The following is a 24,347-nucleotide window of genomic DNA, read 5'->3' as shown; positions in this document are numbered from 1 at the left end:
ACACCCCAGAGTTTAAGCTATCTCATATTATCTTTATATGGGATCTAGTTATGTCAAATTCATCAACATCAAATCGTTCTTTATTGTTAGCTATTACAGCAGGTCTTGGTGCATCTGCCTGCTGCATCGGTCCGTTGCTACTATTATCACTCGGTTTCGGTGGTGCATGGGTCGGAAACCTTACGGCAATGGCACCTTATAGTGGCTATTTTTCCGCTATAACCCTCCTTATCTTGGCTGTTGTTTTTCATAAACTATATGTTGCTGAACAAAAATGTGAAGAAGGTGCAGTTTGCGCTAATCCAAAGATAGTAAAAAAACAGCGCATCATTTTTTGGATAGTCAGTATTATCCTCATCGCAATGATGAGTTTTCCATATTATGCAGATTACATAGTTGAATAATAAGACTATAAGTAAATTTATATTTGTATATTTAAATTTGAAGAGGAATAAAAAATGAAAAATATTATTAGCATTACCCTACTTTTAAGCTCCCTATTTATTCTTGGGAATGCAGTGGCAACGGTAAGTGAAAAAGATAATTTTATAGCTGCTCCAGTAATGTCGGAAAAGTTATTCAATATTGAAAAGATGACCTGCAAAATGTGTCACATCACTGTACGCAAAGCGATGGAGAAAGTTGAAGGTGTTGTAAAAGCGACTGTTAATTATGAGAATAAAACAGCCACCGTTACATTTGACCCTAAAAAAACTGACATTGAAGCTATAGCGTTAGCATCAACCAATATTGGCTATCCAGCTACATTAAAGAAATAGAGGGGAATTATGTTTAATCCTTTGAAATTACTTACTCGTGTTGGCGACAAAGCTGGATCGTTAGGAGCCGTTGTATCAGCGATGGGATGTGCCATGTGTTTTCCTGCTATTGCCAATATTGCGGCCGCTTTAGGTATGGGTTTTTTAGGACAGTGGGAAGGATTGTTCGTTAACACATTATTTCCACTATTTGCTTCATTAGCTTTGGTGGTGAATATTCTAGCTTGGTTTAGTCACCGCCAGTGGCATCGTAGTTTGCTCGGATCAGTTGGGCCGATTTTAGTCTTATTATCATTATATCCATGGTTTCAATACGGTTGGAGTTCATACGCAACTTATACAGGGCTAGGGCTAATGGTTGCTGTGTCGATATGGGATATGGCCTCTCCGGCAAGTCGTCGCTGTGATGATGATTCATGCCCGGCATAACACGAGAAATTTAACTTATAATTATTGGAAGTATTAGCATGATAACTTTATCGATTAAGGGTATGACTTGTAGTCGTTGTGCCGACCAGATTAAAAAAGCAGTTAAAGCTATTGATGGAGTATGGACAATTAATATTTCATATCCTGATGCAATGGCTGAAATTGAAACTGTAGATGACATTAAGCGGTGTGAAATTGTTGATGCTATTGAAGCTTTAGGCTATACAGTTTCGGAATTAGATGCTGCAACAACAAAACAATTGCATGTCGCTATTATCGGTACTGGCTCCGGAGCATTTGCTTGTGCTATTAAAGCTGCGGAAGGTGGCGCAAGAGTCACCATGATCGAAGGTGCAGACATTATCGGTGGCTGTTGCGTCAATGTTGGGTGCGTGCCATCTAAGATACTTATCCGTGCTGCGCAATTGGCTCATCAGCAACGCAAAAATCCATTTGATGGTCTTGAAAATAGTCAGCCTCAAATTAACCGCTCGTTACTAGCGCTTCAACAAACATCACGTGTTGAAGAGTTGCGAGGTGCTAAGTATCAAAAAATCTTAGATAACAACCCAGCATTAACCTTATTGAAAGGTTACGCACGCTTTAAAAATGAAAATACTTTACTGGTTAAAAAATCAGATGGAAGTGATGAAGAACTGATTGCAGATCGTATCTTAATTGCAACGGGATCTACGCCTTCTATTCCGCCTATTAATGGATTAGCCGAGACTCCCTATTGGATATCAACAGAAGCACTATTTGCTGAAGCGTTACCTGCGAGTTTAATCGTAATAGGCTCGTCTGTTATCGCTTTAGAGATTGCCCAAGCTTATGTACGTTTAGGTAGCAATGTTACCGTATTAGCACGTCATACCTTATTGTATGCAGAAGACTCATTGTTAGGCGAAAAGTTAACTGAGTGTTTTGAAAAAGAAGGCATTCGCGTACTTAATAACACACAAGCGAATAAGGTTAGTCATGATGGAAGTACATTCTCATTAGAGACTAATGAAGGGACTTTAAAAGCAGACAAATTACTTATCTCGACTGGCCGTCATGCAAATACGGCTCAGCTTGGCCTAGAAAATGTTGGTGTTGAAACACAAAGAAATGGTGCCATCGTAGTCAATGATAAAATGGAAACGTCAACGGCAAATATTTATGCCGCTGGTGATTGCTCTACTATGCCTCAATTTGTTTATGTTGCTGCCGCTGCGGGTAGTAGAGCGGGTATAAATATGACGGGTGGGGATACTAGGCTCGACCTATCAACAATGCCAGCTGTTATCTTTACCGATCCACAAGTTGCCACCGTAGGCTTAACCGAAGAGCAAGCCAATAAAGATGGGTTTAATGTCATTAGTCGAGTATTAGACATGGAAAACGTGCCACGCGCATTAGCCAATTTTGAAACGGACGGGTTCATTAAACTAGTAGCGGATAAGCCAACAGGTAAAATTCTTGGCGCACAAATACTTGCTCATGAAGGTGGGGAGTTGATACAAAGTGCCGCACTCGCTATGCATAATAACATGACAGTTGATGACCTTGCAGGACAGCTATTTCCATACTTAACTATGGTAGAAGGACTAAAATTATGTGCACAAACATTTAGTAAGGATGTCTCTGAACTTTCATGTTGTGCAGGTTAGTCCCATAGTTCACGGTTAATTTAGGCTCATCGTTTACGTTAAAAACACAATGCCAACGTCAACCTTGAGCTTAAGTATGGTGATTTTAATTAATTTTTACTTACGCCCAAGCTGTGGCTTAAAACTCATCAGCGCAAAAAATGATGCAATGCTGGTGGCAATTAATACCGTTAACAGTGCCGAAAAATTCAATTGCCCATAAAGTGCAAATCTTAATAACTCAACACAGGCTGTAAAAGGGTTAAACTGGCAAAGCCAATATAGCCAAATGCTCGCTTCTTTCATTTTCCAAAGCGGGTACAAAGCACTAGATAGAAAAAACATTGGGAAAATAACAAAATTCATCACGCCAGCAAAGTTCTCTAATTGTTTAATCAAGTTAGACAACATCAGCCCCAACGCGCCAAGAAAAAACGCAATCAAGAAAATAGCGGGTATTGCACTCAAATAACCTAGCAGTGGAATATCTACATCAACTAATTGGGCAAAAAGTAAAAAAATAACAACTTGTAAAAGCGACAACAAAGCACTGGCAATTAACTTACAACACAATAGGTATGGGCGTGGTAATGGGCTCATTAATAGCACTTTCATGCTACCCATTTCGCGATCATAAACCATAGAAAGCGAGCTTTGCATGCCGTTAAATAAAATGATCATGCAGCAAAGACCAGGGGTAATATATTGTTGATAGGTAATATAAGTGCCGTAAGGTTCCATAATTGACACACCTAGTGCTGCCCTGAAACCTGCTGCAAATACTACTAACCACAATAAAGGCCTAACGAGTGCGCTAAGTAAGCGAGAACGTTGTTGAAAAAAGCGTAAAACTTCACGTTTAACAATGCCATTAAAACAATACAGATATTGGCTGCTCATTAGATAAGCTCCGTACTAGTAGTTAATCGGCGATACAGCTGATATATATCGTCAACGTTATGCGTATTACATAACTCTCGACTTAAACCCTGTGCGGTGATTTTTCCTTCGTTGATCAGTATAAGTTGATCATTCTCGGCTATTTCATCAATTAAATGAGTAGCCCATAACACGCAAATATCTAAATCTTTGCAGAGTTTGCCTACATATTCAGTGATCATTTTTCTGCTATCAATGTCTAAGCCAACGGTAGCTTCATCTAACAACAAGACTTTGGGTTGATGAATTAACGCGCGGGCAATTTCAACTCGACGACGATGACCACCATTTAATGAACGTACTTTGTCATTAAGTCGCTGCGTTAATTGTAATTGCGATAATATATCGCTGATATTGTTTAATGCTTGCGATGCTGAAATGCCATGCAACGCGGCATAATAAACTAAATTTTGTTTTACAGATAAATCTAAATCTAGCGTACTTTGCTGAAAAACCACGCCCATCGAACGCATGATTTTAGAGCGATTTTCTTTAAGGTCATAACCATTAATATTAACACTACCAGTACCTGCTTGAGAAAGGCCTGTTAACATTGAAAATAAGGTACTTTTCCCAGCTCCATTTGGCCCAAGTAACACGTTAAAACCACTGTTAATTTTTAGGCTTAAATTATCAATTGCCGTTTTTTTACCATAATGAAAACTAAGTTGATGAGTAACTATACTCATGGCACGCTTCGTATCACTACGCCCCACGGATAACGCCCTACTTTGATGGATTTAGTCACCTTCATTTGTTTAACATCTATCACCGAAACATCACCACTAATGCCATTGGTTGTTAACAATTGGCTTTGATCATCATTAAAGGCCAATTGCCAAACACGGCGACCTACTAACAAATATTTATCGACTTCCATGGTTTTACGGTCGATAACCGCCACATGATTTGCTGGGCCAAGCGCCACAAAAGCGTAACGACCATCGCTTGATAATTCTATGCCCACAGGTTGCACTCGGTCACGGTGAATGCCGCGAATAGCAAAAGTAAACTCTTTAACAATTTCTTGTGTATTCACGTCAAGCACCACCACTGCCCCGCCAATTTCAGAGCTAACCCATAGAAACTTTCCGTCGTCAGTAAATTTAGCCGAACGAGGCCGAGCGCCAACTAACGTGTTGGCAAAGTTGGTATTATTTTCAGTGTGTATCCAATGCACCATATTGGTGGTTTCTGAGGTAACCACCACAATTTTTCCATCAGGACTAACCGCTAAACCCTCAGGCTCAACCCCGACATCAATTTGAGCAATAACGGTTGCTGTTTCAATATCAATAACAGTAAGTAGCGCATCATCTTCATTCGAGGTATAAATAATTTTACCGTTTGGGTGTAATGCGATAGTTTCAGGGTCTTCACCTGAAGGCAATTCACCAACAATTTGCTCAGTATTAAGGTCTAAAATTTGAATTCGGTCTGACTCGCTGGCACAAATGTAGGCAAGCGTGTGTTGTTTATTAAAAATAATGCCGCGCGGTCGCTCACCAACAGGTATGGTTTTGATGACTTTATTTTGGCTTAAGTCGATCACCGAAATATTATCGTCTTTCTCATTGGTAACATAAGCAAGTTCAGCGGCATTACTAGTGCTGATACATAAAGCCGAAGCGAAGCATAATAAGCTAACAAAGTTTATATTTTTCATAAGTAATGGTGAGCCTTATTTACAGTGAGATTCTTGGGCATCAAAGCCAAGCGTATCAAGTTCAGTGATCGGATGTAACATACCAGGCTGAGGTGATTGCGACACCAAAGCATGAGGATGCACCAGCGCAAGCGGCATTCTTAACTGTCGGTTCCAAGACCTAAAACTAAGCTTACGACCTTTGTATGCAGCGAGTTCAAATTTATCTGAACTAATATAATCGGTTAATTTTTTGCTGTCTTTTGAATGTAATTTATGTACCGATTGGGCAACACTTCTTACGGCTAAGTATCCTGAAAAGTCAGTTTCATTCATTGCACGACCCGCTAAGTCTGTAAAACGGTTTTGCAATTGTGTTGCGCCCCACTGTTCAATTGCGCCATGCCAAGCTAAAGCCTCTAAACCCGCGGAGCCGATAACGGGACGAGGTAAATAAGTATTAAAAGGAATGAACTCGGCAAAGTCTTTGCTTTTATCAGCGACATAAACGGCATCATAATCTTGTACCGTTTGGGTAAATAGTGGAATTTCTTGTTGAGTGCTGCGTCTAAGGTCAGTATTAAAGTCCCATTGTTTTTCATCAATAAGTTTTATGCCAAAACGTTTCGCTGAGCGTTTAAAAGAATTCGCCAACTCAATATCTTCTACTTTACTGCCCTGAACTAATAACACCTTATTCATACGACGATACAATAACCACTGCGCAAGCGCGTCAGACTTCATCGCGTTACTCGCACTGGTATGAAATAACTTAGCTAAACACTGAGTAGAGCGCAGAACGTCTGCCGACTCGTTCGCATTAAAGAGTAACACTGACTTATTTTTCGCCCAGCGATCAACCTTTATTAACTCAGCTAAGGGTGCATCAAGAATAAATACTTGTCGACCTTGTAAATATTGCGCATCTAAGTAATGTAAAAATTCATCGCTTTTAGCGCTAGTGAAATGGCTTAACGTAAAATGTTGTTTTAAAAATTTACCCGTAGTATTGGAATCATTAATCGCGAGTTTAGCACCCATAAAACCACTATTTTCAGGTGTTTTAAAAATATTCAGCGCATTGCTAGGTTGTTGTTGATCAAACTTAACATAGCTTATTTCCAGTGTAATGGACTGGGGTTGTGCCAAAGATGTTAAACAAAATAGTGACAAACCGACAGCAAATAGCTGTTTTTTAGCACTTATGTTTACCATCGTAGACATAGATTGAGTAAATATAAACACGGTAAAAATAACAACAATAAACATAGCGAACTCAAACATTTGCAAATGTCCCAAGACTATATAGTTATATATATAGTCGAATAAAGGTTAAATCGAATTAATAACTCTTAGCATATAGAATAATCACTTAAATTTAAAATCATAAGCACTCACTAAAAACAAAGACAAAGCACTGATTTTTATAACTATAACAACAAATTACACTCAACGCATACGATAAACTCATACTAAAGGAGGAGACCTAACGCGCTAAAGTATAATTCTTGAAGCTTGCACACAACCTTATCATTAGGCTATAAAAATTAAACTCCACGAATAATTTACATAGAACACGAGGTACTCAACAATGATAAAACTTAATAAAGGCCGCTGCTATTTAATTGCATTCATATCAATTTGTTCATTCGGCATTGCGGCTCATGGCCCAGTAACACCGCAATCAATTGATACCTCAACACTGCCCGCCTTAGGCGAAGAGTGGAGTGAAACTAACCCATATCGCGAATCAGAAGGTGACATCCGCGAAGAAATTTTACGTGTTGGCGCATCAGCGTATAACCAAAATTGTGCTCGCTGTCATGGTTTAGAAGGTATTTCAGGTGGTATTGCTCCTGACTTACGTGAACTTGCAAGCGATTATGACGGTGATGAGTGGTATGTTTACCGTGTACAAAACGGCGCAGTGCGCAACGGCGCTGTTTATATGCCGAAAATGACAGAGCACTTAAATCAAGAAGCGCTTTGGTCTATTCGCACATGGTTAGAGTCAGTCAGTGAAAAAGAATAACTTTAACGCGTTAATTTTTTGGCTAAGTTGTTGTGGCATTTTTTGCACAACAACTTTTGCTCGATCCTACGATGACATTATTGAAAGTAATGAAATTGTTGTCGCGGTATATCGTGACTACATCCCATTTTCGTATCAAGAAAATGGCGAAGCTAAGGGTATTGACGTTGCATTAGCAAAGCATATTGCCAAAAAATTAGGTGTCGAAGTTCGCTTTAGGTGGGTAACCGCTGATGAAAACGTAGAAGGCGACTTACGTAATAACCTTTGGAAAGGACATTTTCTCAAGCGCACTGTAGCAGACTTAATGCTGCGCGTTCCTTACGACAAAGCATATTCTCAACTTCGAGATGATATTGGTGAACTGGTGCATGAACAAGTACACATGTTCGCGCCCTACCATACTGAATCGTGGAAAATAATTTTCAATAATCAAAAGATTGAAGATGTAAGTACCATGGCTGTGTTTCAATATCACGATATCGGTGTAGAAGTAGATTCAATTCCCCAGTTTTACTTAATGTCGGTTTTTAACGGTCGAATGAGTAAAAGAACCAAACAATTTAATTCGGTGGAATTAGCTGTTTCAGCCATGCATGAACAAAAAATTGATGCGGTAATGGGGTTAAGAAGTCAGGTAAGTTATTACCAGCACCAACTTGCATCACCCAATTATCAATTAGCGTCAAATGCCTTTCCTAATATTGGTAAACAACAATGGGATATTGGCATGGCGGTTAAAAGTGACTATCGCCAACTAGGTTATGCGGTTACTGACATTGTTGAAGAAATGATTGCTTCAGGAAAAATGAAAAAACTTTTCGAAGATCATCATGCTGTTTATCAACTTCCTGGTTTGTACTCGGTTGCTATGGAGTCGCCTCAATAACACACTTTTTTTCATCCCTTTACTCATACTAAGTGATGAAAAAAATTCGACCGCTGAGTGATAGTCAATAAAAAAACCAGAATATAACATGGCTGTAGACTGTAAAAATGCATTGATTCGAACAATTGAACACTTTGAATCTAACCAAGCCTACAGGAAGATAAAAAGACAAAATATCGTTAAGTATATTTAAACCCCAAGAGGAAATAACAATGATAACAGCAGGTAAAAATAAAATATTGTCATTATCTATTGTCATGTCTTTAACGTTTACAAGCCTAGTACAAGCTGGTGTAACCGATAAAGACATTGCTAATGACCAAATGACAACTAATGACGTAGTGACCTACGGACTTGGCCTAAAAGGTCAGCGTTACAGTCCACTTGATAAAATAAATACCGAAACAGTAAAACAAATGCATCCCGTTTGGTCTTTTTCATTAGGCGGCGAGAAGCAACGTGGTCAAGAATCACAGCCTATGGTTAAAGACGGCGTTATGTACATTACCGGTTCATACTCTCGTGTATATGCGATCAACGTACATACCGGTGACGAACTTTGGCAATACGATGCAAGATTACCTGATGGCATTATGCCGTGTTGTGATGTTATTAACCGTGGTGTTGCGCTTTTCGATGACTTAGTCATTTTTGGTACGCTAGATGCAAAACTTGTCGCGCTACACAAAGACACTGGTAAAGTGGTTTGGAAAAAGAAAGTAGAAGATTATAAAGCAGGTTATTCGATTACTGCTGCCCCTATTATAGTTAAAGGTAAAGTCATCACAGGTGTTGCCGGTGGTGAATTTGGCGTAGTCGGTAAAGTGAGAGCTTACGATGCTATTAATGGCAAGTTAGTTTGGGAACGTCCAACCGTTGAAGGCCATATGGGCTACATCTGGAAAGATGGCAAAAAAATAGAAAATGGCATTTCTGGTGGCAAACCAGGCCAAACATGGCCAGCAGAGCTTTGGAAATCAGGTGGCGCCGCGCCATGGTTAGGCGGTACTTATGATGCTGACGTTGATTTACTTTTCTTTGGTACGGGTAACCCGGCACCTTGGAACTCTCATTTACGTCCAGGTGATAACCTTTTCTCATCTTCACGTTTAGCTATCGACCCAGATACTGGCAAAATTGTATGGCATTTCCAAACAACGCCGCATGATGGTTGGGACTTTGATGGTGTAAACGAACTTATCTCTTTCGATTACAAAGAAAAAGGCAAAACGATTAAAGCAGCTGCTACAGCTGACAGAAACGGCTTCTTCTACGTACTTAATCGTGAAAATGGTGACTTTATTCGTGGTTTCCCATTTGTAGATAAAATTACTTGGGCTTCAGGGCTTACTGATAAAGGTCGTCCAATCTTTGTTGATAGCAACAGACCTAGTGATCCGAGTAAATCTAAAGACGGTAATAAAGGTAGTACTGTTGTTTCAGCGCCAGCCTTCTTAGGTGCAAAAAACTGGATGCCTATGGCTTACAGCCAAGATACTGAATTATTCTATGTGCCTTCAAACGAATGGCAAATGGATATTTGGAATGAGCCTACAGCCTATAAAAAAGGTGCTGCATACTTAGGTGCTGGTTTCACTATTAAAGCCATTAACGAAGACTATATTGGCGTACTAAAAGCAATCGACCCTAAAACCGGTAAAGTTATTTGGCGTTATAATAACTACTCTCCTTTATGGGGTGGTGTTCTAGCGACTGCGGGTAACTTAGTATTTACGGGTACGCCAGAAGGTTATCTATTAGGTCTTAACGCTAAAACAGGTGAAGTAAAATATAAATTTAACACGGGTTCAGGCATCGTAGGTTCTCCTATTACTTGGGAAATGGATGGCGAGCAATACTTGTCAGTACTTTCTGGTTGGGGTGGCGCAGTTCCTTTATGGGGCGGTGACGTTGCAGAACGTATTAAACACTTTAACCAAGGTGGCAGTGTTTGGACGTTTAAATTACCTAAGTAATTAAACATTGGTCTAATGACAACGCTACTCCCATAGCGACGTAACATCAGACCACGCTCCTTGCATTTAAAAAGCTTTTGAAATTTTTCAAAAGCTTTTTTTTATCGTTTAAATTTGTTACAGCCCTATGAAAATCGAGCAACTCGTCCCAAAGTATGATGTTTTTAAAGCCTATGGGTAATAGTTTCAATTGCTTGCCCCGCACTATTATAGATACACGAAAAAAACGCTTTAGTAATTACTAGAGCAAACATAAACAGGGCCATGGAAAGAGTATTACTCTGGCTGGTCTCGACACGAGGTGATATATGATCTATGCATACCCAGGCAGTGAAGGTTCTGTCGTTTCTTTTAAACCTAAATATGAAAACTACATCAATGGTCAATGGGTAGCTCCTGTTAAGGGAAATTATTTTACCAACACCACACCCGTTACTGGTGAAGTCATTTGTGAAATTCCTCGTTCAAGCAGCGAAGACATTGAATTAGCGCTTGATGCAGCTCATGGCGCTAAAGAAGCATGGGGCAAAACATCAGTTCAAGACCGCTCTAGAGTCTTACTGAAAATTGCTGACCGTATTGAAGAAAACCTTGAAAAAATTGCGGTAGCTGAAACATGGGACAACGGTAAGCCAGTTCGCGAAACGCTTGCAGCTGACATTCCATTATGTGCTGATCACTTTCGCTACTTTGCCGGTTGTATTCGCTCACAAGAAGGTTCTCTTTCTCAAATAGATAACGATACAGTTGCGTATCACTTTCATGAGCCCATTGGTGTTGTCGGTCAAATAATCCCTTGGAACTTCCCAATATTAATGGCGGCATGGAAACTTGCTCCAGCACTTGCTGCGGGTAACTGTGTAATATTAAAACCAGCTGAGCAAACGCCTGTAAGTATTTTGGTACTAATGGAAATTATTGGCGATTTACTTCCTCCTGGCGTATTAAACATAGTTAACGGTTATGGTAAAGAAGCGGGTGAAGCTCTAGCAACAAGCACACGTATTGGTAAAATTGCCTTTACAGGTTCTACGGCTATTGGTGGACACATTCTTAAGTGTGCAGCTGAAAACCTAATTCCTTCAACGGTTGAGCTTGGTGGTAAATCTCCAAACATCTTCTTTAAAGACATTACACAATTTGAAGACGACTATTTAGATAAATGTGCTGAAGGGTTTGTTTTAGGCTTTTTCAACCAAGGTGAGGTTTGTACTTGTCCGTCTCGTGCCTTAATTCAAGAAGATATTTTCGACGAATTTATGGAAAAAGTTATTGCTAAAGCGAACAAAATTATTCGTGGTAACCCATTAGATACTGAAACTATGGTCGGTGCTCAAGCCTCTCAAGAACAATTTGAGAAAATCATGAGTTATTTAACTATTGGTAAAGATGAAGGTGCAGAGCTATTAACCGGCGGTCATAAAGAAAGCTTAGGTGACTCTTTAGAAACAGGTTTTTACATTCAACCGACTATTCTAAAAGGTAATAACAAAATGCGCATCTTCCAAGAAGAAATTTTTGGACCGGTTGTCGCAGTAACTACTTTTAAAGATGAAGCGGAAGCGCTAGCAATAGCTAACGACTCAGTTTATGGTTTAGGTGCGGGTTTATGGACACGTGATGCTAACCTTGCACATCGAATGGGTCGAGGTATTCAAGCGGGTCGCGTATGGACTAACTGTTACCACTTATACCCAGCTCACGCAGCATTTGGTGGCTATAAAAAATCAGGTATCGGTCGTGAAAACCACAAGATGATGCTCGACCATTATCAGCAAACTAAAAACTTACTAGTTAGCTATAGCACGAGTCCTTTAGGTTTCTTTTAACCTAACCCTCAATGTATACAAGGGTGTCTTTCTTTAACGAGGTTGACACCTTTTTATTCAGCGAATACTAATCAGTTTGTAACGATTTATGAGGGCGTTAGCATGCATTTACATATACTCAACTTCCTAAAGACAAGGATGATTTACATTCTTGTCTTTATGCTATCACCCTCTTTTTATTCTTTTGCCTTCGCTCCTGTTGAGGCTCAAAATACAACTTCAATTTCTGCTAATATTGCCGAAATATTCCCCAGTGCAACACGTTTAGGTCCTGTTGATAAAAAAATTGCCGTAACGCCCGTTTATCAATTAGGTGATTTACTCGGTTATGTATTTGAATCAGACGACTTTACAAATTTCATCGGTTTTTCAGGCCAAACCATCAATATTCTCATTGGTATTGATACCCAAGGTGTTATTACCGGTTTAAAAATACTAAATCATCATGAACCGATATTTTTACACGGCTTAGGCGAACCGCCATTATTTGATTTTATTAACCAATATCAACACCATTCAATTAAAGAACGTTTTATTATTAACGCTCGCGATAAGTCATCAAAAGATGCCACATATTTTGACGGAATAACTCGCGCCACCATTTCAGTATTAGTGGTTAACGACACCATTATTGCTTCAGCGCTTAAAGTAGCGCGCGAAAAGTTATCCGGTTTTGTTGCACCTTCAAATTTCGTGGTTAATCCTGACTTTTTTGAAACATTAACTTTTGAACAATTGGTTGAGAAAAAGTACGTACAGCACTGGCAGTTAACACGCGATCAAGCACTCGCCTTAACTGAAAGCTCATCACCATCTCTAACAAATACAATTAAAAAGTTAAGCGAAGATACCAATGACTTTATCGATTTATATTTTGGTTTCGCTAACATTCCTATTATTGGTAAAAATTTATTGGGTGAAACAGAATACAACCGCTTACTCGAGAGTTTAATCCCGGGTGAACATGCTTTAATGGTATTAAATCGCGGCAACTATGCTTTTGTCAGCGAAGAATTTATTCCTCAAACCGTCCCTAGCCGCTTAAGTGCAACGCAAGCTTCACTGCCTGTCGATATGCGCGATGTCGACTTTTATAGCTATTTTAACCCTAGATTTGCACTTGAAATACCTGACTATAATGAAATTAAAGTATTTCGAATAAAATCCCAATCTGGTTTTGAGCTCAATAAAGAGTTAACGCTGTCTTTAGCTGTTACCTACAACCAATCATTTTTATCTAAAAATCAACACAACTTTAGCTTTGCCAGTACATTGCCTGAAATTTTATTCCTTGATAAAACACCGTTAGTTCAGCCTGAAAAAGCTCAACCGCTCTGGCTAAAGCTTTGGCTACAACGTAGCACTGAAATAATCATACTTTGTCTATATCTTATCGCCTTAACGCTAGTCTTTATTAAACAAGACACCTTGGCAAAAAATGAAAAGTTAACCCACCAAGTACGCTTTATATCATTAATTTTTGTTATCGGTTTTATCGGTTTTTATTCACAAGGCCAGCTATCTGTTGTCAACATTTACACCTTATTATTGTCAATCCAACAAGGTTTTAACATTGAAGTGTTCTTGCTTGATCCCGTGATATTTATTTTATGGGTATTTGTTTTTATTACCCTATTTTTATGGGGGCGAGGTTTGTTCTGTGGTTGGCTATGCCCTTTTGGCGCGCTACAAGAAATAATGGCTTTGATCGCAACTAAGCTGAAAATAAAACAAATTAAAATTAAGCCTCAACATCATAAAGCGGGACAAAAAGTAAAATATGTATTGTTAATACTATTAGTTGCTTGCTCTTTTTATTCACTAACATTGGCAGAGCAATTAGCCGAAATAGAGCCATTTAAAACCAGCATAACACTGAACTTTGTACGCTATTGGCCGTTTGTTTTATACGCTGTTTTATTACTGCTGTTGAGTTTAAAAATTCATAAGTTCTATTGTCGTTATTTGTGTCCGTTAGGTGCAGGATTAGCGATTATTGGTCGATATCCCATATTTAAATGGTTAAGACGTCGTGATGAATGTGGCTCACCTTGTCAACTTTGTCGTAATAAAAAATGTGGTATAGACGCCATTAAACCTAGTGGCGCTATTGACTACGGCGAATGTATTCAATGTTTAGAATGTGTTGTGGTTATTGAAAGTCCTAAGTTGTGTGTTGTAAACAAATATGCAAATAAAACAAAGCCTTCGCAGATAAAGGTATTGAACTGTAACGAGTAAACTATATGATGGGTATCTATCAAAATATGAGCCGAATTTATGCATGATATAAAAACGATTACGGCAGTTAGTAAAGCCATCGACCCTGCAATTGCAAGCCAAGAGCTTTATCAACAATTAAATAAAGCTAACATCAGTTTTGTGCTGTTTTATTGTTCTTCTACTTATGCGCTAGATACCCTAGCACAAACCATGGAAAGCACCTTTACTGATGTCGACATTGTTGGCTGCACTACCGCCGGCGAAGTAACAAACCAAGGTTACGAGCAACACTCTATTGTTGCCATAGGCTTTTCTAGCCAATACTTTGCTATTTGCGCTACCTTGATTGAGTCGATGGAAAAGTTCGATACGATTAATGCGCAGTCCACCATTAATGAGCTAGTTGAAAACTGCCAATCTAAAGAGTTAACAGAGATAAAAAACAACAGCTTTTTACTCACTTTACTCGACGGCCTTTCTTCAAGCGAAGAACAATTTTTGGTAACCCTTAACTCTGCTGCTAGAGCCATCCCTCACTTTGGTGGCTCTGCGGGCGACGACATAAATTTAACTAAAACCCATGTTTATTATCACGGAAAATTTTATCAAAACGCCGCGATTGTTATTATGGTTAACACGATATTGCCTTTTGAAGTTTTCACGTGTCATCACATAAAGCGTCCAATAGAAAAGTTAGTTGTGACCGATGCTGATGCGGCTAACAGAACAGTTTACGAATTAAATGCAGAACCTGCGGCATTAGAATATGCAAAATTACTTAATGTCGATCTTAAAGATTTAAGCCCTGAAGTATTTTCGCTTAATCCGTTGGCGGTAAAAGTGGGCGGTGACTACTATATTCGCTCCATTCAAAAAGTAAACGAAGCAGACTTAAGCCTAACGTTTTACTGTGCGGTTGATGTGGGCATTGTGCTTACCGCAGTAGAAATGGGCGATATATTTTCCCCTGTAACAGACCAACTTGGCGAAATTTCACAACGCTACGGTGATCCTGAATTAGTACTTACCTGTGATTGCTTTTTAAGACGACTAGAAATAGAGCAAAAAGGCCTAGAGGCACGCGTAAGAAGCTTAAATGCGCAATACAATATTGTCGGTTTTAATACTTATGGTGAGCATACTAATGGCATTCACTTAAACCAAACTTTTACCGGCGTTTTTATCGCTGGAGGCGTAAATGAGTGAGCAGGCTTTAGAAGATGAGTTAGCCTTGCTAAAAAAGCAAAACGCTAAACTTATCAAAATTAACAATGCCTTAATGCAACGTGTTGAAGACAGTGGCGAAAATCAATATGCGCCCTACACGGCTTTTGAACATTCCGTGCACTTAGCCGAACAGGTTAGAGAAAAAACGCAGACACTTAATGAAACGCTGGCAAAACTAGAGTCGAGTAACCGCGCACTTAAACAAGCGAATGACACAGCCAACTTATTTAAACAACGTTTTATAGATGCCATTGAAAGCATTACAGAAGCCTTTGTTTTACTCGATAGCGATGGTCGCATTATTTTACAGAACAGTAATTTTGCCAGTTTTTGGAGTGAGTCAGGCTTACCTATTGTTGAAGGTGCCAACCTTAAAGACTTAAAAGAGTTAGCAAAAACACGCGGTATCATTCGCCGAGCATCACCGGGTGATAATTTTGCTAGCCCTGTGTATCAACTGTCAGACGATCGCTGGTTTCAACTTAACGAGCATCGTACTAGCGAAGGTGGTTGGGTAATGATTTATACTGACATTACCGCCATTAAAAACGCAGAAAGTGCCCGATACGAGCGCGGTATGGCGCAAAAATCTTTGTTACTGCAAAACTTAATTGACAACCTGTCACAAGGTGTTGTTTTGATCAGCAGTCAAAACAAAATTGAAGTGTGGAACATGCGATTTGCGCAAATCAGCCAGTTATCGCCCAATCTTTTACGCGCAATGCCCAGCACCAATAATGTGCAAAATTTGACCGAGCTTGATCTAGCGCCAAAATCTAGCACCGATAATTATTATTATACCCAAACGCTGATGAACGGTACGGTTTTAGAGATACGTGATCACCGTTTAAATAATGGCAAAATTATTAAAACCTACAGCGATATTACAGAACGTCATCGCTACGCTGAATCATTAAGAAAAAGTGAAAGTTGGTTACGATTAATCACCGATAACGTGCCCGCGATGATCGCCTATATTGGCGAAGACCTAAAATACCAGTTCACAAATCAAGTGTATGTTGATTGGTATGGCTTACCTCAAGGTGGACTCAATGGCTTAGAGTTAGAACAAAGTCGCGTACATACCAACTTCACTGAACTAAAATCTTATGTTGACCGCGCCTTAAAAGGTGAAAGTGTCAGCTTTGCCATGGAAGAAAAGAACAAACAAGGTGAGCCCTGCTACCTTTTAAAATCTTACGTACCTAATCGAGACAGTAAGGGACATGTTCTTGGATTTTTCGTTCTTATTCGCGATATTACCGCGCGTAGAAAAGATGCCCTAGCGTTACAAAAAGCTCATGATCAACTTGAAATCAGAGTGCAAGAAAGAACAGTTCAATTACAAGGATTAAACGATAAATTAATTGTTGAAGTAGCAGAGCGAAGCCAGGCACAAGTCAATTTACATAAAGCTAAAAGTGAAGCCGAGTTTGCTAACAGTACCAAAACCAAATTCCTAGCGGCTGTTAGCCATGACTTACTGCAACCCCTAAATGCGGCGCAGTTGTTCACCAGCTCTTTAATGGAAAAAACCTTAGAAACCCACACTAAAAAACTGCTAGGTTCAGTGATAAATTCGTTAGACGATTTAGAGAACTTAATTTGTACCTTGGTTGATATTTCAAAACTAGATGCTGGTGTTGTAAAGGCGGATAAAAGCTCATTTAAATTATCAGAATTACTTAACAACTTAGCCAGTGAATACCAACAAACCAGTGCTCAATTCAAAGTAAAATTACACTATGTTAGTAGCGATTTAGTGGTAAATTCCGACAGTGTTTTATTAGCACGTATTTTACGTAACTTTCTCTCCAATGCCTTTAGATATGCAAGTAATGGTAAGGTATTACTTGGCTGCAGACGCCAAGGAGATCATGTTTCAATTGAAGTATGGGATAATGGTATGGGTATCGCCCAAGACCAACTTCAAGAAATATTTAAAGAGTTTAAACGCCTTAAATCGTCTCAATCAGCATTTCGAAATGGCTTAGGCTTAGGGCTTGCGATAGTCGATAAAATTTCAACCGTATTAGAACAACCTATTATGGTTAACTCTACGTTAGGTAAAGGCTCAGTTTTTTCGGTAAAAGTGCCTTTGGGTAAAATAAGCGACTTACCTCAAACAGTAAATCCACAAAATTACATCCTTGATAACACGGCTTTAGCTAAGCGTAAAATATGGATTATTGATAACGACGCTACCGTTTGTGCAGGTATGGCTGAGCTATTAGGCGGCTGGGATTTCATTGTAACTACCGCAACTAGCCTCAAACATTTGCAACAACAAGTAAATATAGTGGATGATCATGCGGACATACTCATTGTTGATTATCATCTTGATGACGGCGTAAATGGTTTAGATGTTTCAAATGAAATTAACCAATTACGCGATAATATACTTCCGGTAATTATGATCACCGCCAATTACAGTAAAGAGTTGAAGAATGAAGTAAAAGCCAACGATGTTTTATTGTTGAATAAACCCGTTAAACCGATGAAATTGAAAACCTCGATGCTTTACTTGTTGAAATAATAACTTATTCAAGTCATAGCATGTTTAAGCCATAGCATATTAAAATAATGGTTTACTGGCGTTACGGTCTACTGCAACTATTTATTTTTAAACTATCTGAGTATTAAATAGCGCACATTCAAATAGCCAAATATTAAGTTGTGAAGCGCTATAAATTATTCTACTTTATAGCTAGGTAAAGCATTTGTAATGTTTCAAAACTGCTACATTCATAAGTGAGATTAAAATGTCAAAAAAACTGAACAATGATATCCCGCAAGAAGCATTTGACTGGTACGACTCTTATGCACACGGCGGCATGGATCGTAGAACATTTATGACTAAACTCGGCACCTTAGTTGCTGTAGGTTATTCAATGGCCGTGCTCACATCGGCACTTTTACCTAATTATGCTTTAGCTGAGCAAGTCTCTTTTAATGATGCAGACATAAAAGCAACTTATGAATCTTTTGATTCCCCGCATGGTTACGGCAAAGGCGCAGGCTATTTAGTTACGCCAACCAATAAAACAGGCCCTCTGCCTGTTGTGCTCGTTATTCATGAAAATAGAGGTCTAAACCCATACGTAAAAGATGTAGCTCGTCGGTTGGCTAAAGCGGGTTATCTTGCCTTTGCACCCGACGCCTTGTTTCCGCTGGGTGGCTACCCAGGTAATGACGATGAAGGCAGAGCCATGCAAAAGACAATGGATCGCGCTAAAATTCAACATGACTTTGTAGCAGCTGCAAAATTTATTAAACAGCACCCAAGCAGTAACGGTAAACTCGGCGCTGTTGGCTTTTGTTTTGGCGGTTACATGGTTAATTACTTAGCCGCGATTGAGTCTGATCTTATTATCGCTGGCGTCCCTTTTTATGGCACGCCTGCTTCAAAAGAGCTGAGGAAAAATATTAAAGCATCGTTACTTGTGCAATTAGGTGAGCTTGATGAACGAGTGAACAAATCTTGGCCTGAGTATGAAAGCGACTTAAAACAAGCGGGAGTCTCTTATAAAATGCACATGTATAAAAATGCTAATCATGGTTTTCATAACGACTCAACAGGACGTTATGATAAAGAAAATGCAGATCTTGCCTGGGATCGTACATTAGCATTTTTCGCAGAAAAGTTAGTTTAAACATACATTCGCACGGAGTTGACTGATAATAGCCTGTATTAGTCAACTCACTAACTAATCACTAATCACTAATCTATTGGGCTTTAATTACCCCTTAATTTTCAGCGATTCTTTGCAAGTAGCCGGAAATATCTTTCTGGCTTATATCATTAATATTACTGCTATTTACTTGATGAACTCGGCAGTATTTTGCTTTAGCAAGCGCTAGGCTCACACGAATAAAGCCTTTATCTTCACTTAGAGCCAACAAACACGGTGTAATTGTGTTTAATTGTTCATCTGGGGCAACATCGAAAGCGCTATAAACCGCAAAGTAAGTCGAATTTTCAATCGTTAATGCTTGAGTTGCATAGCAAAAACCTTGACAACGACGCGCCAAAAACGCTGGGTAAGCACTAACAATATAACTGGCGATATTGGCAATGGCATGTTCAGCTTTGCTAATTTTTGTTAACCATAAGGCATTATGCTGATTACAAACGCTAACGGTTTCAAGCTTCTTAATTTTGTCCTTACTTTGACTTAACTCTCTTTTTCTTAATTCTTCTTCACAAAGCTCAATTCTATTTAAGTTTCCCCCTGGTACGTCGTTTAGCTCAAAGCGTTCTTTTGCCTCTAGGCAGAGTGCGTTAAATAATTTAGGCAGTAGTGTCTGACTTACTGTTTTAGCTTTATCGCTAATATCAATTTTCTTCTCGTTATTAGCTGCTTCAAGGTGTTTATCCGATAAAGATACTAAAGTTGCAATTAACCCTGCGTTATCTGCTTTAGGTTTCGCCTGAGCCATGTTTTCTAATGCGACATCTTCTAAACTTGTGTAGTTATCAACATGAAGGTGATTAGGCGTTTGCAAAGTTAAATAATAAGCATTTATAAGCGTATTAATTGCTGGAGAATACTTTGCTTGATAACGTTCGGTTTCGTTATCATTATCGTTAATGTCAGTAGCATTTTTTATCTGAGTGATAGGTTGGTTTTTTAACGACTCTGCTTGGCTAGTTTTTTCTCGAACAGTTGGCACAGGTAATAAAGAGATCAATCTTGATATTTTTTCAATATCGGCATTAGCGGTCACTAAGGTCATATTACTTGCTTGATAAAAGCGTTGATGAAATGCGGTTAACTCCTTAAGTGTTAATTCACCAATAGTGCTGCTAACACCACCATAATTAAACTCTTCTTTAGTATCGTTTTCTTCACTGTTCTCGCTGTTATCGCTCTCGTCACTTTTAGCACTGGCTTTACTGGCTTGCTCTATTCCAATAAGTTCACGATAAATAACGCCTTTAGCTTTATCCTTATCCTTACTCTGGCCATCATAAACTTCACAGCTTAAATATTCTTTATCGAATATCGGCGTAAATAAGCCACTTAATAAATACTCAATGGCTAAATTGAAGGTATCTGCGCACTGGCTTTGGCAATGAAAATAAGTACTGTCAGCAAAGGTTGAGGCATTAATTTTTGCGTCGGTGAGTGAGGTGAGTTGAAATAACGTTTCAGGCTGTGCAAAAGACGAGCTACGTCGAAAAACGCCATGTTCAACGCCATGTGCGACCCCGCTATTATCAAATATTGGGGTGTTGACCACAAAGAGAGCGCTAAAGCCTTCATTATTAATAATATTGATATGCTTTAAACCATTTTCATGGCGATACATCGCTGTTTTCATGGACGACAATGAAGCAGCCAAGCTTATACTTTAACCGTTACAATATTTAACTCAGCATTTTTAGCATGTTTCATCGCGGTACTTTGATTAATGCGATCAACAATAGCTTTAGAAGGCTTAACTGCATTTTCAATAGCTTTTTGAATGAGATGATGATCTTCAGACTTGCTACACACGGGATCCGTTTTATGCATGTCGCCCGTCAACATAAAGGCCTGACAACGACAACCGCCGAAATCTTTTTCTTTTTCATCACAGCCTTTACAAGGTTGCGGCATCCAGTCGTCGCCACGAAAGTATTCAAATGAAAAGTCTTGCTGCCATATATCGGCAATCGACTTGTCTTTAACATTAGGGAACGTCAGCGGTAACATTTTTGCGCTATGACAAGGCAAAGCTGAACCATCAGGCGTAACGGTTAAAAACGTAGTGCCCCAACCATTCATACAAGCTTTAGGGCGTGTTTCATAATAATCAGGGGTTACAAAAATAAAGTGCGGTCCTTTACCTTGTTGCTGTTCTCTAAACTCGTTAACAATTCGCTCAGCTTCAACTAACTCTGCTTGAGTAGGAAGTAAATGATCACGATTTTGATATGCCCAACCGTAATATTGCGCGGTGGCTAATTCAACATAATCAGCCTCTAACTCACAGCTTAAGCGCATAACTTCAGCAATTTGATTAATGTTTTGTTTAGAAATAACAAAGTTAAGCACCATAGGATAACCTTGTGCTTTAACTGATTTAGCCATTTTAAATTTTTGCTTGTAAGCGTTACCTTTGCCGGCAATAGCATCGTTAACTTCAGGGTCAGCCCCTTGAAAACTTATTTGAATATGATCTAATCCCGCTACTTTTAACTTAGCAATGCGCTTTTCAGTTAAGCCAATACCCGAGGTAATTAAGTTAGTATAGAAACCTAAATCTCTCGAGTGTTTAACCAGTACTTCTAAGTCTTTTCGTAGTAGCGGCTCGCCACCAGAAAAACCTAGTTGCACCGCGCCCATATCTCGGGCCTCGGTAAATACCTGACACCATTGCTCGGTACTTAGCTCATCTTTGGTTTCAGTTAATTGTGTTGGGTTTGAACAATAAGGACAATGTAATGGACAGTCGTAAGTTAACTCGGCAAGTAACCAAAGCGGTGGGCCAACAGCGGTTACGCTTTCAGCTGAAATTTCGCTTGGCGATTCGGTTGTTACTTCGCTTAAGGGGTCGTGAGAAGCGCTTTGATTATTCATAATAGAGCCACTTTTTTTCAATCGCTGTGCTGATAAATTCATTCACATCGGCAGATAAATCACCCGCATCGGGGAATTTTTCATTTAAGGTATTGGTAATTTCTTGTACACTTTTTTTACCATCGATAAGCTGCATAATTTCGCCAGCACCACCGTTCAGTTTCACCATACCTTCAGGAAACAAGAGTACAAAACAATTTTGCGCTTTTTCCCATTGAAACCTAAACATGGCATTAAGTGAGGGAATTTTGTTATCGGCTAATGTACTCACTTAAAAATTCCTTTGTGGTAAATAGGATTTAATACGGCATCTTCACCCAGTATAGCTTGATACGGAGCCTTGCCTTGTTGATAAGCTAATGAAATTGAATCTAACATGCTCCAAAGAATATCGAGCTTAAATTGTAAAATGTTCAAGGCTTCTTCTTGTGCTTCGCGGCTAGTAAAATAATCTAATGTTATTTGCAAACCATGATTTACGTCTCGACGAGCTTGCGATAAACGCATTTGAAAATAACTTAGCCCTTCAGGTTTTACCCACGGGTAATTGGTTGGCCAAGAGTCAAGTCGGCTTTGATGTATTTCAGGCGCAAAAATTTCAGTTAAAGACGAACAAGCTGCTTGTTGCCAGTTAGCTCTGCGCGCAAAGTTTACATAAGCGTCAACCGCAAAACGCACCCCAGGCAATACAAACTTTTCATCAAGTAAGTCTTGACGATTTAGTCCAACTGCCTCACCTAAACGCAACCAAGCTTCAATACCGCCTAAGGTATCGTCACCCACGCTGCCATCATGATCAAGAATACGCTGTATCCACAAACGCCTAGTTTCTATATCACGACAATTGGCCATAATGGCGGCGTCTTTAATCGATATATTAGCTTGATAATAAAACCGATTAGCAACCCAGCCTTGTATTTCTTCTTTACTACATTCGCCTTTATGCATAGCGATATGGAATGGATGATGAATATGGTAAAGCTGACCTTTATCTTTTAATTTTTTTTCAAACTGTTCTTTGGTCCAAGCCTGCATAAAATGGATCCTTTAAAATGAGGTTAAATCGTTATTTCCATGCCATCAGTGGCAATTTCAACGCCATTGTCTAAAACAAATTGATGCTGTTCAGATTCTTCATTCAAAATGGGGTTAGTGTTGTTTATGTGAATAAGAATTTTTCGATCTATCGGAAATTTATTCAACAAGGCAACCGTGCCAAACTCACCATTAACCGGCATATGCCCCATTTCTGAGCCTAATTTTTTGCCCACACCTAGCGCAATCATTTCATCATCTAGCCATAATGTGCCGTCAATAAGTACACAACTGGCTTCAGCCAATATGGCTTCAACTTCAGCATTACTTTCAACAATACCGGGTAAGTAGAACAAATATTTGTCCGTGCTTTTATCAATAATTTTTAAGCCAATGTTATTACCGTCGACTACTTTATCGCGATAGCGTGAATATGGCGGCGCATTTGACTCAATAATAACCGGTTCAAATACTATATCTTCGACACCTTTAACACTAAATGGTGGTCGTTTTTCAGTATCTATAGCATTAAATTTAAGTCCACCATGCCAGTGTTCTAACAAATTAAACACGGGAAACACGGTGGATAAATCTTCATAAACTACATCGCTGCAATAAACTTCTAATGGCAAACCTTCACGCAAGGTTAGTAACCCCGTAGTGTGATCTATCTGGCTATCAGTTAAAATTGCAGCACGAATGTTAGTACCACGACTGCCCTGCTCAGGCCAAAGTTGTGGTGATTGATTAATTTGTTGACGAATATCTGGAGATGCGTTGATTAACACCCAATTTTTGCCATTAGGGCTAACCGCAATTGACGATTGTGTACGCGCAGTGGCTTTAATAGTTCCGTCGCGTAAACCTTTACAGTTAGTACAGTGACAATTCCATTGTGGAAATCCGCCACCTGCAGCTGAGCCTAGCACTAAAATTTGCATATGTGCCTCGAAATTAAAACAAGTGGGAAGGGAGAAATTAAACAGTGAAAATTAATTACCCCAGTTTTTTAAAAATTAAAGCTAACTGAAGTAATTTATTAATGGCGTAATTATTATTAGCGATTATTGATGTAAAGCGTTACTTCAAATCCTAAACGCATTTCTTCAAAATTAGGCTTAATCCACATAATTTATTCCTCTTTGGT

General features: G+C 39.1%; 22 protein-coding genes. 12 read left to right on the top strand and 10 right to left on the bottom strand.

Annotated features, from left to right (window positions below):
• The first annotated feature begins 50 nt into the window (after positions 1-50).
• From DBO93_RS06465 to merA, 4 genes are read left to right on the top strand one after another with little or no spacing between them, the layout of a single operon-like run.
• Complete coding sequence (locus DBO93_RS06465; RefSeq protein WP_108455582.1) at positions 51-404, top strand: mercuric transporter MerT family protein; 354 nt, start codon at positions 51-53, stop codon at positions 402-404.
• A 54-nt stretch (positions 405-458) separates the two neighbouring features.
• A complete protein-coding gene (locus DBO93_RS06460) occupies positions 459-779 on the top strand; it encodes a cation transporter (protein ID WP_108455581.1) in 321 nt (106 codons plus the stop codon).
• A gap of 9 nt (positions 780-788) precedes the next feature.
• Complete coding sequence (gene merC / locus DBO93_RS06455; protein WP_108455580.1) at positions 789-1,208, top strand: organomercurial transporter MerC; 420 nt, start codon at positions 789-791, stop codon at positions 1,206-1,208.
• A 38-nt stretch (positions 1,209-1,246) separates the two neighbouring features.
• The gene (gene merA / locus DBO93_RS06450) at positions 1,247-2,860 is read left to right on the top strand and encodes a mercury(II) reductase (protein ID WP_108455579.1); all 1,614 of its coding nucleotides are present in this window, start codon (positions 1,247-1,249) and stop codon (positions 2,858-2,860) included.
• Between the two features lie 96 nt (positions 2,861-2,956).
• Here merA and DBO93_RS06445 read toward each other — a convergent pair whose 3' ends face one another.
• The 4 genes from DBO93_RS06445 to DBO93_RS06430 are packed head-to-tail and all read right to left on the bottom strand — an operon-like array spanning position 2,957 to position 6,707.
• Positions 2,957-3,739, bottom strand: coding sequence for an ABC transporter permease (locus tag DBO93_RS06445; protein ID WP_108455578.1), 783 nt, complete (start codon positions 3,737-3,739; stop codon positions 2,957-2,959).
• Positions 3,739-4,467 (bottom strand): ABC transporter ATP-binding protein, encoded by a 729-nt coding sequence (locus DBO93_RS06440; protein ID WP_108455577.1) that lies wholly within the window; start codon positions 4,465-4,467, stop codon positions 3,739-3,741. Before DBO93_RS06440 ends, DBO93_RS06445 begins: the two co-directional genes overlap by 1 nt.
• Positions 4,464-5,444, bottom strand: coding sequence for a YVTN family beta-propeller repeat protein (locus DBO93_RS06435; RefSeq protein ID WP_108455576.1), 981 nt, complete (start codon positions 5,442-5,444; stop codon positions 4,464-4,466). Before DBO93_RS06435 ends, DBO93_RS06440 begins: the two co-directional genes overlap by 4 nt.
• Positions 5,445-5,459: 15 nt before the next feature.
• On the bottom strand, positions 5,460-6,707 hold the full coding sequence (locus tag DBO93_RS06430; protein ID WP_239059133.1) for an ABC transporter substrate-binding protein: 1,248 nt from the start codon (positions 6,705-6,707) through the stop codon (positions 5,460-5,462).
• Between the two features lie 307 nt (positions 6,708-7,014).
• Between DBO93_RS06430 and pedF the strand changes: the two genes are divergently transcribed.
• The 8 genes from pedF to DBO93_RS06390 all read left to right on the top strand — a co-directional run bounded on the left by pedF (position 7,015) and on the right by DBO93_RS06390 (position 19,252).
• Positions 7,015-7,455: a cytochrome c-550 PedF gene (gene pedF, locus DBO93_RS06425; RefSeq protein WP_108455575.1), complete on the top strand. Its 441-nt coding sequence runs from the start codon at positions 7,015-7,017 to the stop codon at positions 7,453-7,455.
• The gene (locus DBO93_RS06420; RefSeq protein WP_108455574.1) at positions 7,442-8,344 is read left to right on the top strand and encodes a transporter substrate-binding domain-containing protein; all 903 of its coding nucleotides are present in this window, start codon (positions 7,442-7,444) and stop codon (positions 8,342-8,344) included. The genes pedF and DBO93_RS06420 overlap by 14 nt, the downstream gene beginning before the upstream one ends.
• Before the next feature lie 212 nt (positions 8,345-8,556).
• Positions 8,557-10,320 carry a PQQ-dependent methanol/ethanol family dehydrogenase gene (locus DBO93_RS06415; RefSeq protein WP_108455573.1) on the top strand — a complete coding sequence of 588 codons (1,764 nt, stop codon included), beginning with the start codon at positions 8,557-8,559 and terminating at the stop codon, positions 10,318-10,320.
• Positions 10,321-10,628: 308 nt separating this feature from the next.
• On the top strand, positions 10,629-12,149 hold the full coding sequence (locus DBO93_RS06410; RefSeq protein WP_108455572.1) for an aldehyde dehydrogenase family protein: 1,521 nt from the start codon (positions 10,629-10,631) through the stop codon (positions 12,147-12,149).
• A gap of 159 nt (positions 12,150-12,308) precedes the next feature.
• Positions 12,309-14,390, top strand: coding sequence for a 4Fe-4S binding protein (locus DBO93_RS06405; protein ID WP_204100679.1), 2,082 nt, complete (start codon positions 12,309-12,311; stop codon positions 14,388-14,390).
• Positions 14,391-14,429: 39 nt separating this feature from the next.
• On the top strand, positions 14,430-15,578 hold the full coding sequence (gene nosP / locus DBO93_RS06400) for a nitric oxide-sensing protein NosP (protein ID WP_108455570.1): 1,149 nt from the start codon (positions 14,430-14,432) through the stop codon (positions 15,576-15,578).
• A complete protein-coding gene (locus tag DBO93_RS06395) occupies positions 15,571-18,135 on the top strand; it encodes a PAS domain-containing hybrid sensor histidine kinase/response regulator (RefSeq protein WP_108455569.1) in 2,565 nt (854 codons plus the stop codon). Before nosP ends, DBO93_RS06395 begins: the two co-directional genes overlap by 8 nt.
• 226 nt (positions 18,136-18,361) lie before the next feature.
• A complete protein-coding gene (locus tag DBO93_RS06390) occupies positions 18,362-19,252 on the top strand; it encodes a dienelactone hydrolase family protein (protein ID WP_108455568.1) in 891 nt (296 codons plus the stop codon).
• 94 nt (positions 19,253-19,346) lie between these two features.
• Here the strand turns inward: DBO93_RS06390 and DBO93_RS06385 are convergent, their stop codons facing one another.
• The 6 genes from DBO93_RS06385 to pqqA form a co-directional block, all read right to left on the bottom strand.
• Complete coding sequence (locus tag DBO93_RS06385; protein WP_108455567.1) at positions 19,347-20,945, bottom strand: insulinase family protein; 1,599 nt, start codon at positions 20,943-20,945, stop codon at positions 19,347-19,349.
• Positions 20,946-20,947: 2 nt separating this feature from the next.
• Positions 20,948-22,102, bottom strand: coding sequence for a pyrroloquinoline quinone biosynthesis protein PqqE (gene pqqE / locus DBO93_RS06380; protein ID WP_239059183.1), 1,155 nt, complete (start codon positions 22,100-22,102; stop codon positions 20,948-20,950).
• A gap of 55 nt (positions 22,103-22,157) precedes the next feature.
• Positions 22,158-22,436 carry a pyrroloquinoline quinone biosynthesis peptide chaperone PqqD gene (pqqD, locus tag DBO93_RS06375; RefSeq protein ID WP_239059132.1) on the bottom strand — a complete coding sequence of 93 codons (279 nt, stop codon included), beginning with the start codon at positions 22,434-22,436 and terminating at the stop codon, positions 22,158-22,160.
• Complete coding sequence (gene pqqC, locus DBO93_RS06370) at positions 22,433-23,200, bottom strand: pyrroloquinoline-quinone synthase PqqC (protein ID WP_108455565.1); 768 nt, start codon at positions 23,198-23,200, stop codon at positions 22,433-22,435. Before pqqC ends, pqqD begins: the two co-directional genes overlap by 4 nt.
• A 23-nt stretch (positions 23,201-23,223) precedes the next feature.
• Positions 23,224-24,141: a pyrroloquinoline quinone biosynthesis protein PqqB gene (gene pqqB / locus DBO93_RS06365; RefSeq protein WP_108455564.1), complete on the bottom strand. Its 918-nt coding sequence runs from the start codon at positions 24,139-24,141 to the stop codon at positions 23,224-23,226.
• A 116-nt stretch (positions 24,142-24,257) separates the two neighbouring features.
• The gene (pqqA, locus tag DBO93_RS06360) at positions 24,258-24,329 is read right to left on the bottom strand and encodes a pyrroloquinoline quinone precursor peptide PqqA (protein WP_081182153.1); all 72 of its coding nucleotides are present in this window, start codon (positions 24,327-24,329) and stop codon (positions 24,258-24,260) included.
• Positions 24,330-24,347 lie beyond the last annotated feature (18 nt).

The organism is Colwellia sp. Arc7-D (assembly GCF_003061515.1).
In the GTDB taxonomy this organism is placed as follows: domain Bacteria; phylum Pseudomonadota; class Gammaproteobacteria; order Enterobacterales; family Alteromonadaceae; genus Cognaticolwellia.
This window is presented reverse-complemented; position numbering and strand designations above follow the sequence as displayed.

What these genes read in the sequence shown, in the direction of transcription:
- nosP (WP_108455570.1), top strand. Translation starts at nt 14,430, where the DNA reads ATGCATGATATAAAAACGATTACGGCAGTTAGTAAAGCCATCGACCCT.
- DBO93_RS06435 (WP_108455576.1), bottom strand. Translation starts at nt 5,444, where the DNA reads ATGAAAAATATAAACTTTGTTAGCTTATTATGCTTCGCTTCGGCTTTA.
- pqqC (WP_108455565.1), bottom strand. Translation starts at nt 23,200, where the DNA reads ATGCAGGCTTGGACCAAAGAACAGTTTGAAAAAAAATTAAAAGATAAA.
- DBO93_RS06390 (WP_108455568.1), top strand. Translation starts at nt 18,362, where the DNA reads ATGTCAAAAAAACTGAACAATGATATCCCGCAAGAAGCATTTGACTGG.
- DBO93_RS06440 (WP_108455577.1), bottom strand. Translation starts at nt 4,467, where the DNA reads ATGAGTATAGTTACTCATCAACTTAGTTTTCATTATGGTAAAAAAACG.
- DBO93_RS06415 (WP_108455573.1), top strand. Translation starts at nt 8,557, where the DNA reads ATGATAACAGCAGGTAAAAATAAAATATTGTCATTATCTATTGTCATG.
- DBO93_RS06460 (WP_108455581.1), top strand. Translation starts at nt 459, where the DNA reads ATGAAAAATATTATTAGCATTACCCTACTTTTAAGCTCCCTATTTATT.
- DBO93_RS06410 (WP_108455572.1), top strand. Translation starts at nt 10,629, where the DNA reads ATGATCTATGCATACCCAGGCAGTGAAGGTTCTGTCGTTTCTTTTAAA.
- DBO93_RS06445 (WP_108455578.1), bottom strand. Translation starts at nt 3,739, where the DNA reads ATGAGCAGCCAATATCTGTATTGTTTTAATGGCATTGTTAAACGTGAA.
- DBO93_RS06405 (WP_204100679.1), top strand. Translation starts at nt 12,309, where the DNA reads ATGCTATCACCCTCTTTTTATTCTTTTGCCTTCGCTCCTGTTGAGGCT.
- DBO93_RS06465 (WP_108455582.1), top strand. Translation starts at nt 51, where the DNA reads ATGTCAAATTCATCAACATCAAATCGTTCTTTATTGTTAGCTATTACA.
- DBO93_RS06430 (WP_239059133.1), bottom strand. Translation starts at nt 6,707, where the DNA reads ATGTTTGAGTTCGCTATGTTTATTGTTGTTATTTTTACCGTGTTTATA.
- DBO93_RS06395 (WP_108455569.1), top strand. Translation starts at nt 15,571, where the DNA reads ATGAGTGAGCAGGCTTTAGAAGATGAGTTAGCCTTGCTAAAAAAGCAA.
- merA (WP_108455579.1), top strand. Translation starts at nt 1,247, where the DNA reads ATGATAACTTTATCGATTAAGGGTATGACTTGTAGTCGTTGTGCCGAC.
- pqqB (WP_108455564.1), bottom strand. Translation starts at nt 24,141, where the DNA reads ATGCAAATTTTAGTGCTAGGCTCAGCTGCAGGTGGCGGATTTCCACAA.
- pedF (WP_108455575.1), top strand. Translation starts at nt 7,015, where the DNA reads ATGATAAAACTTAATAAAGGCCGCTGCTATTTAATTGCATTCATATCA.
- merC (WP_108455580.1), top strand. Translation starts at nt 789, where the DNA reads ATGTTTAATCCTTTGAAATTACTTACTCGTGTTGGCGACAAAGCTGGA.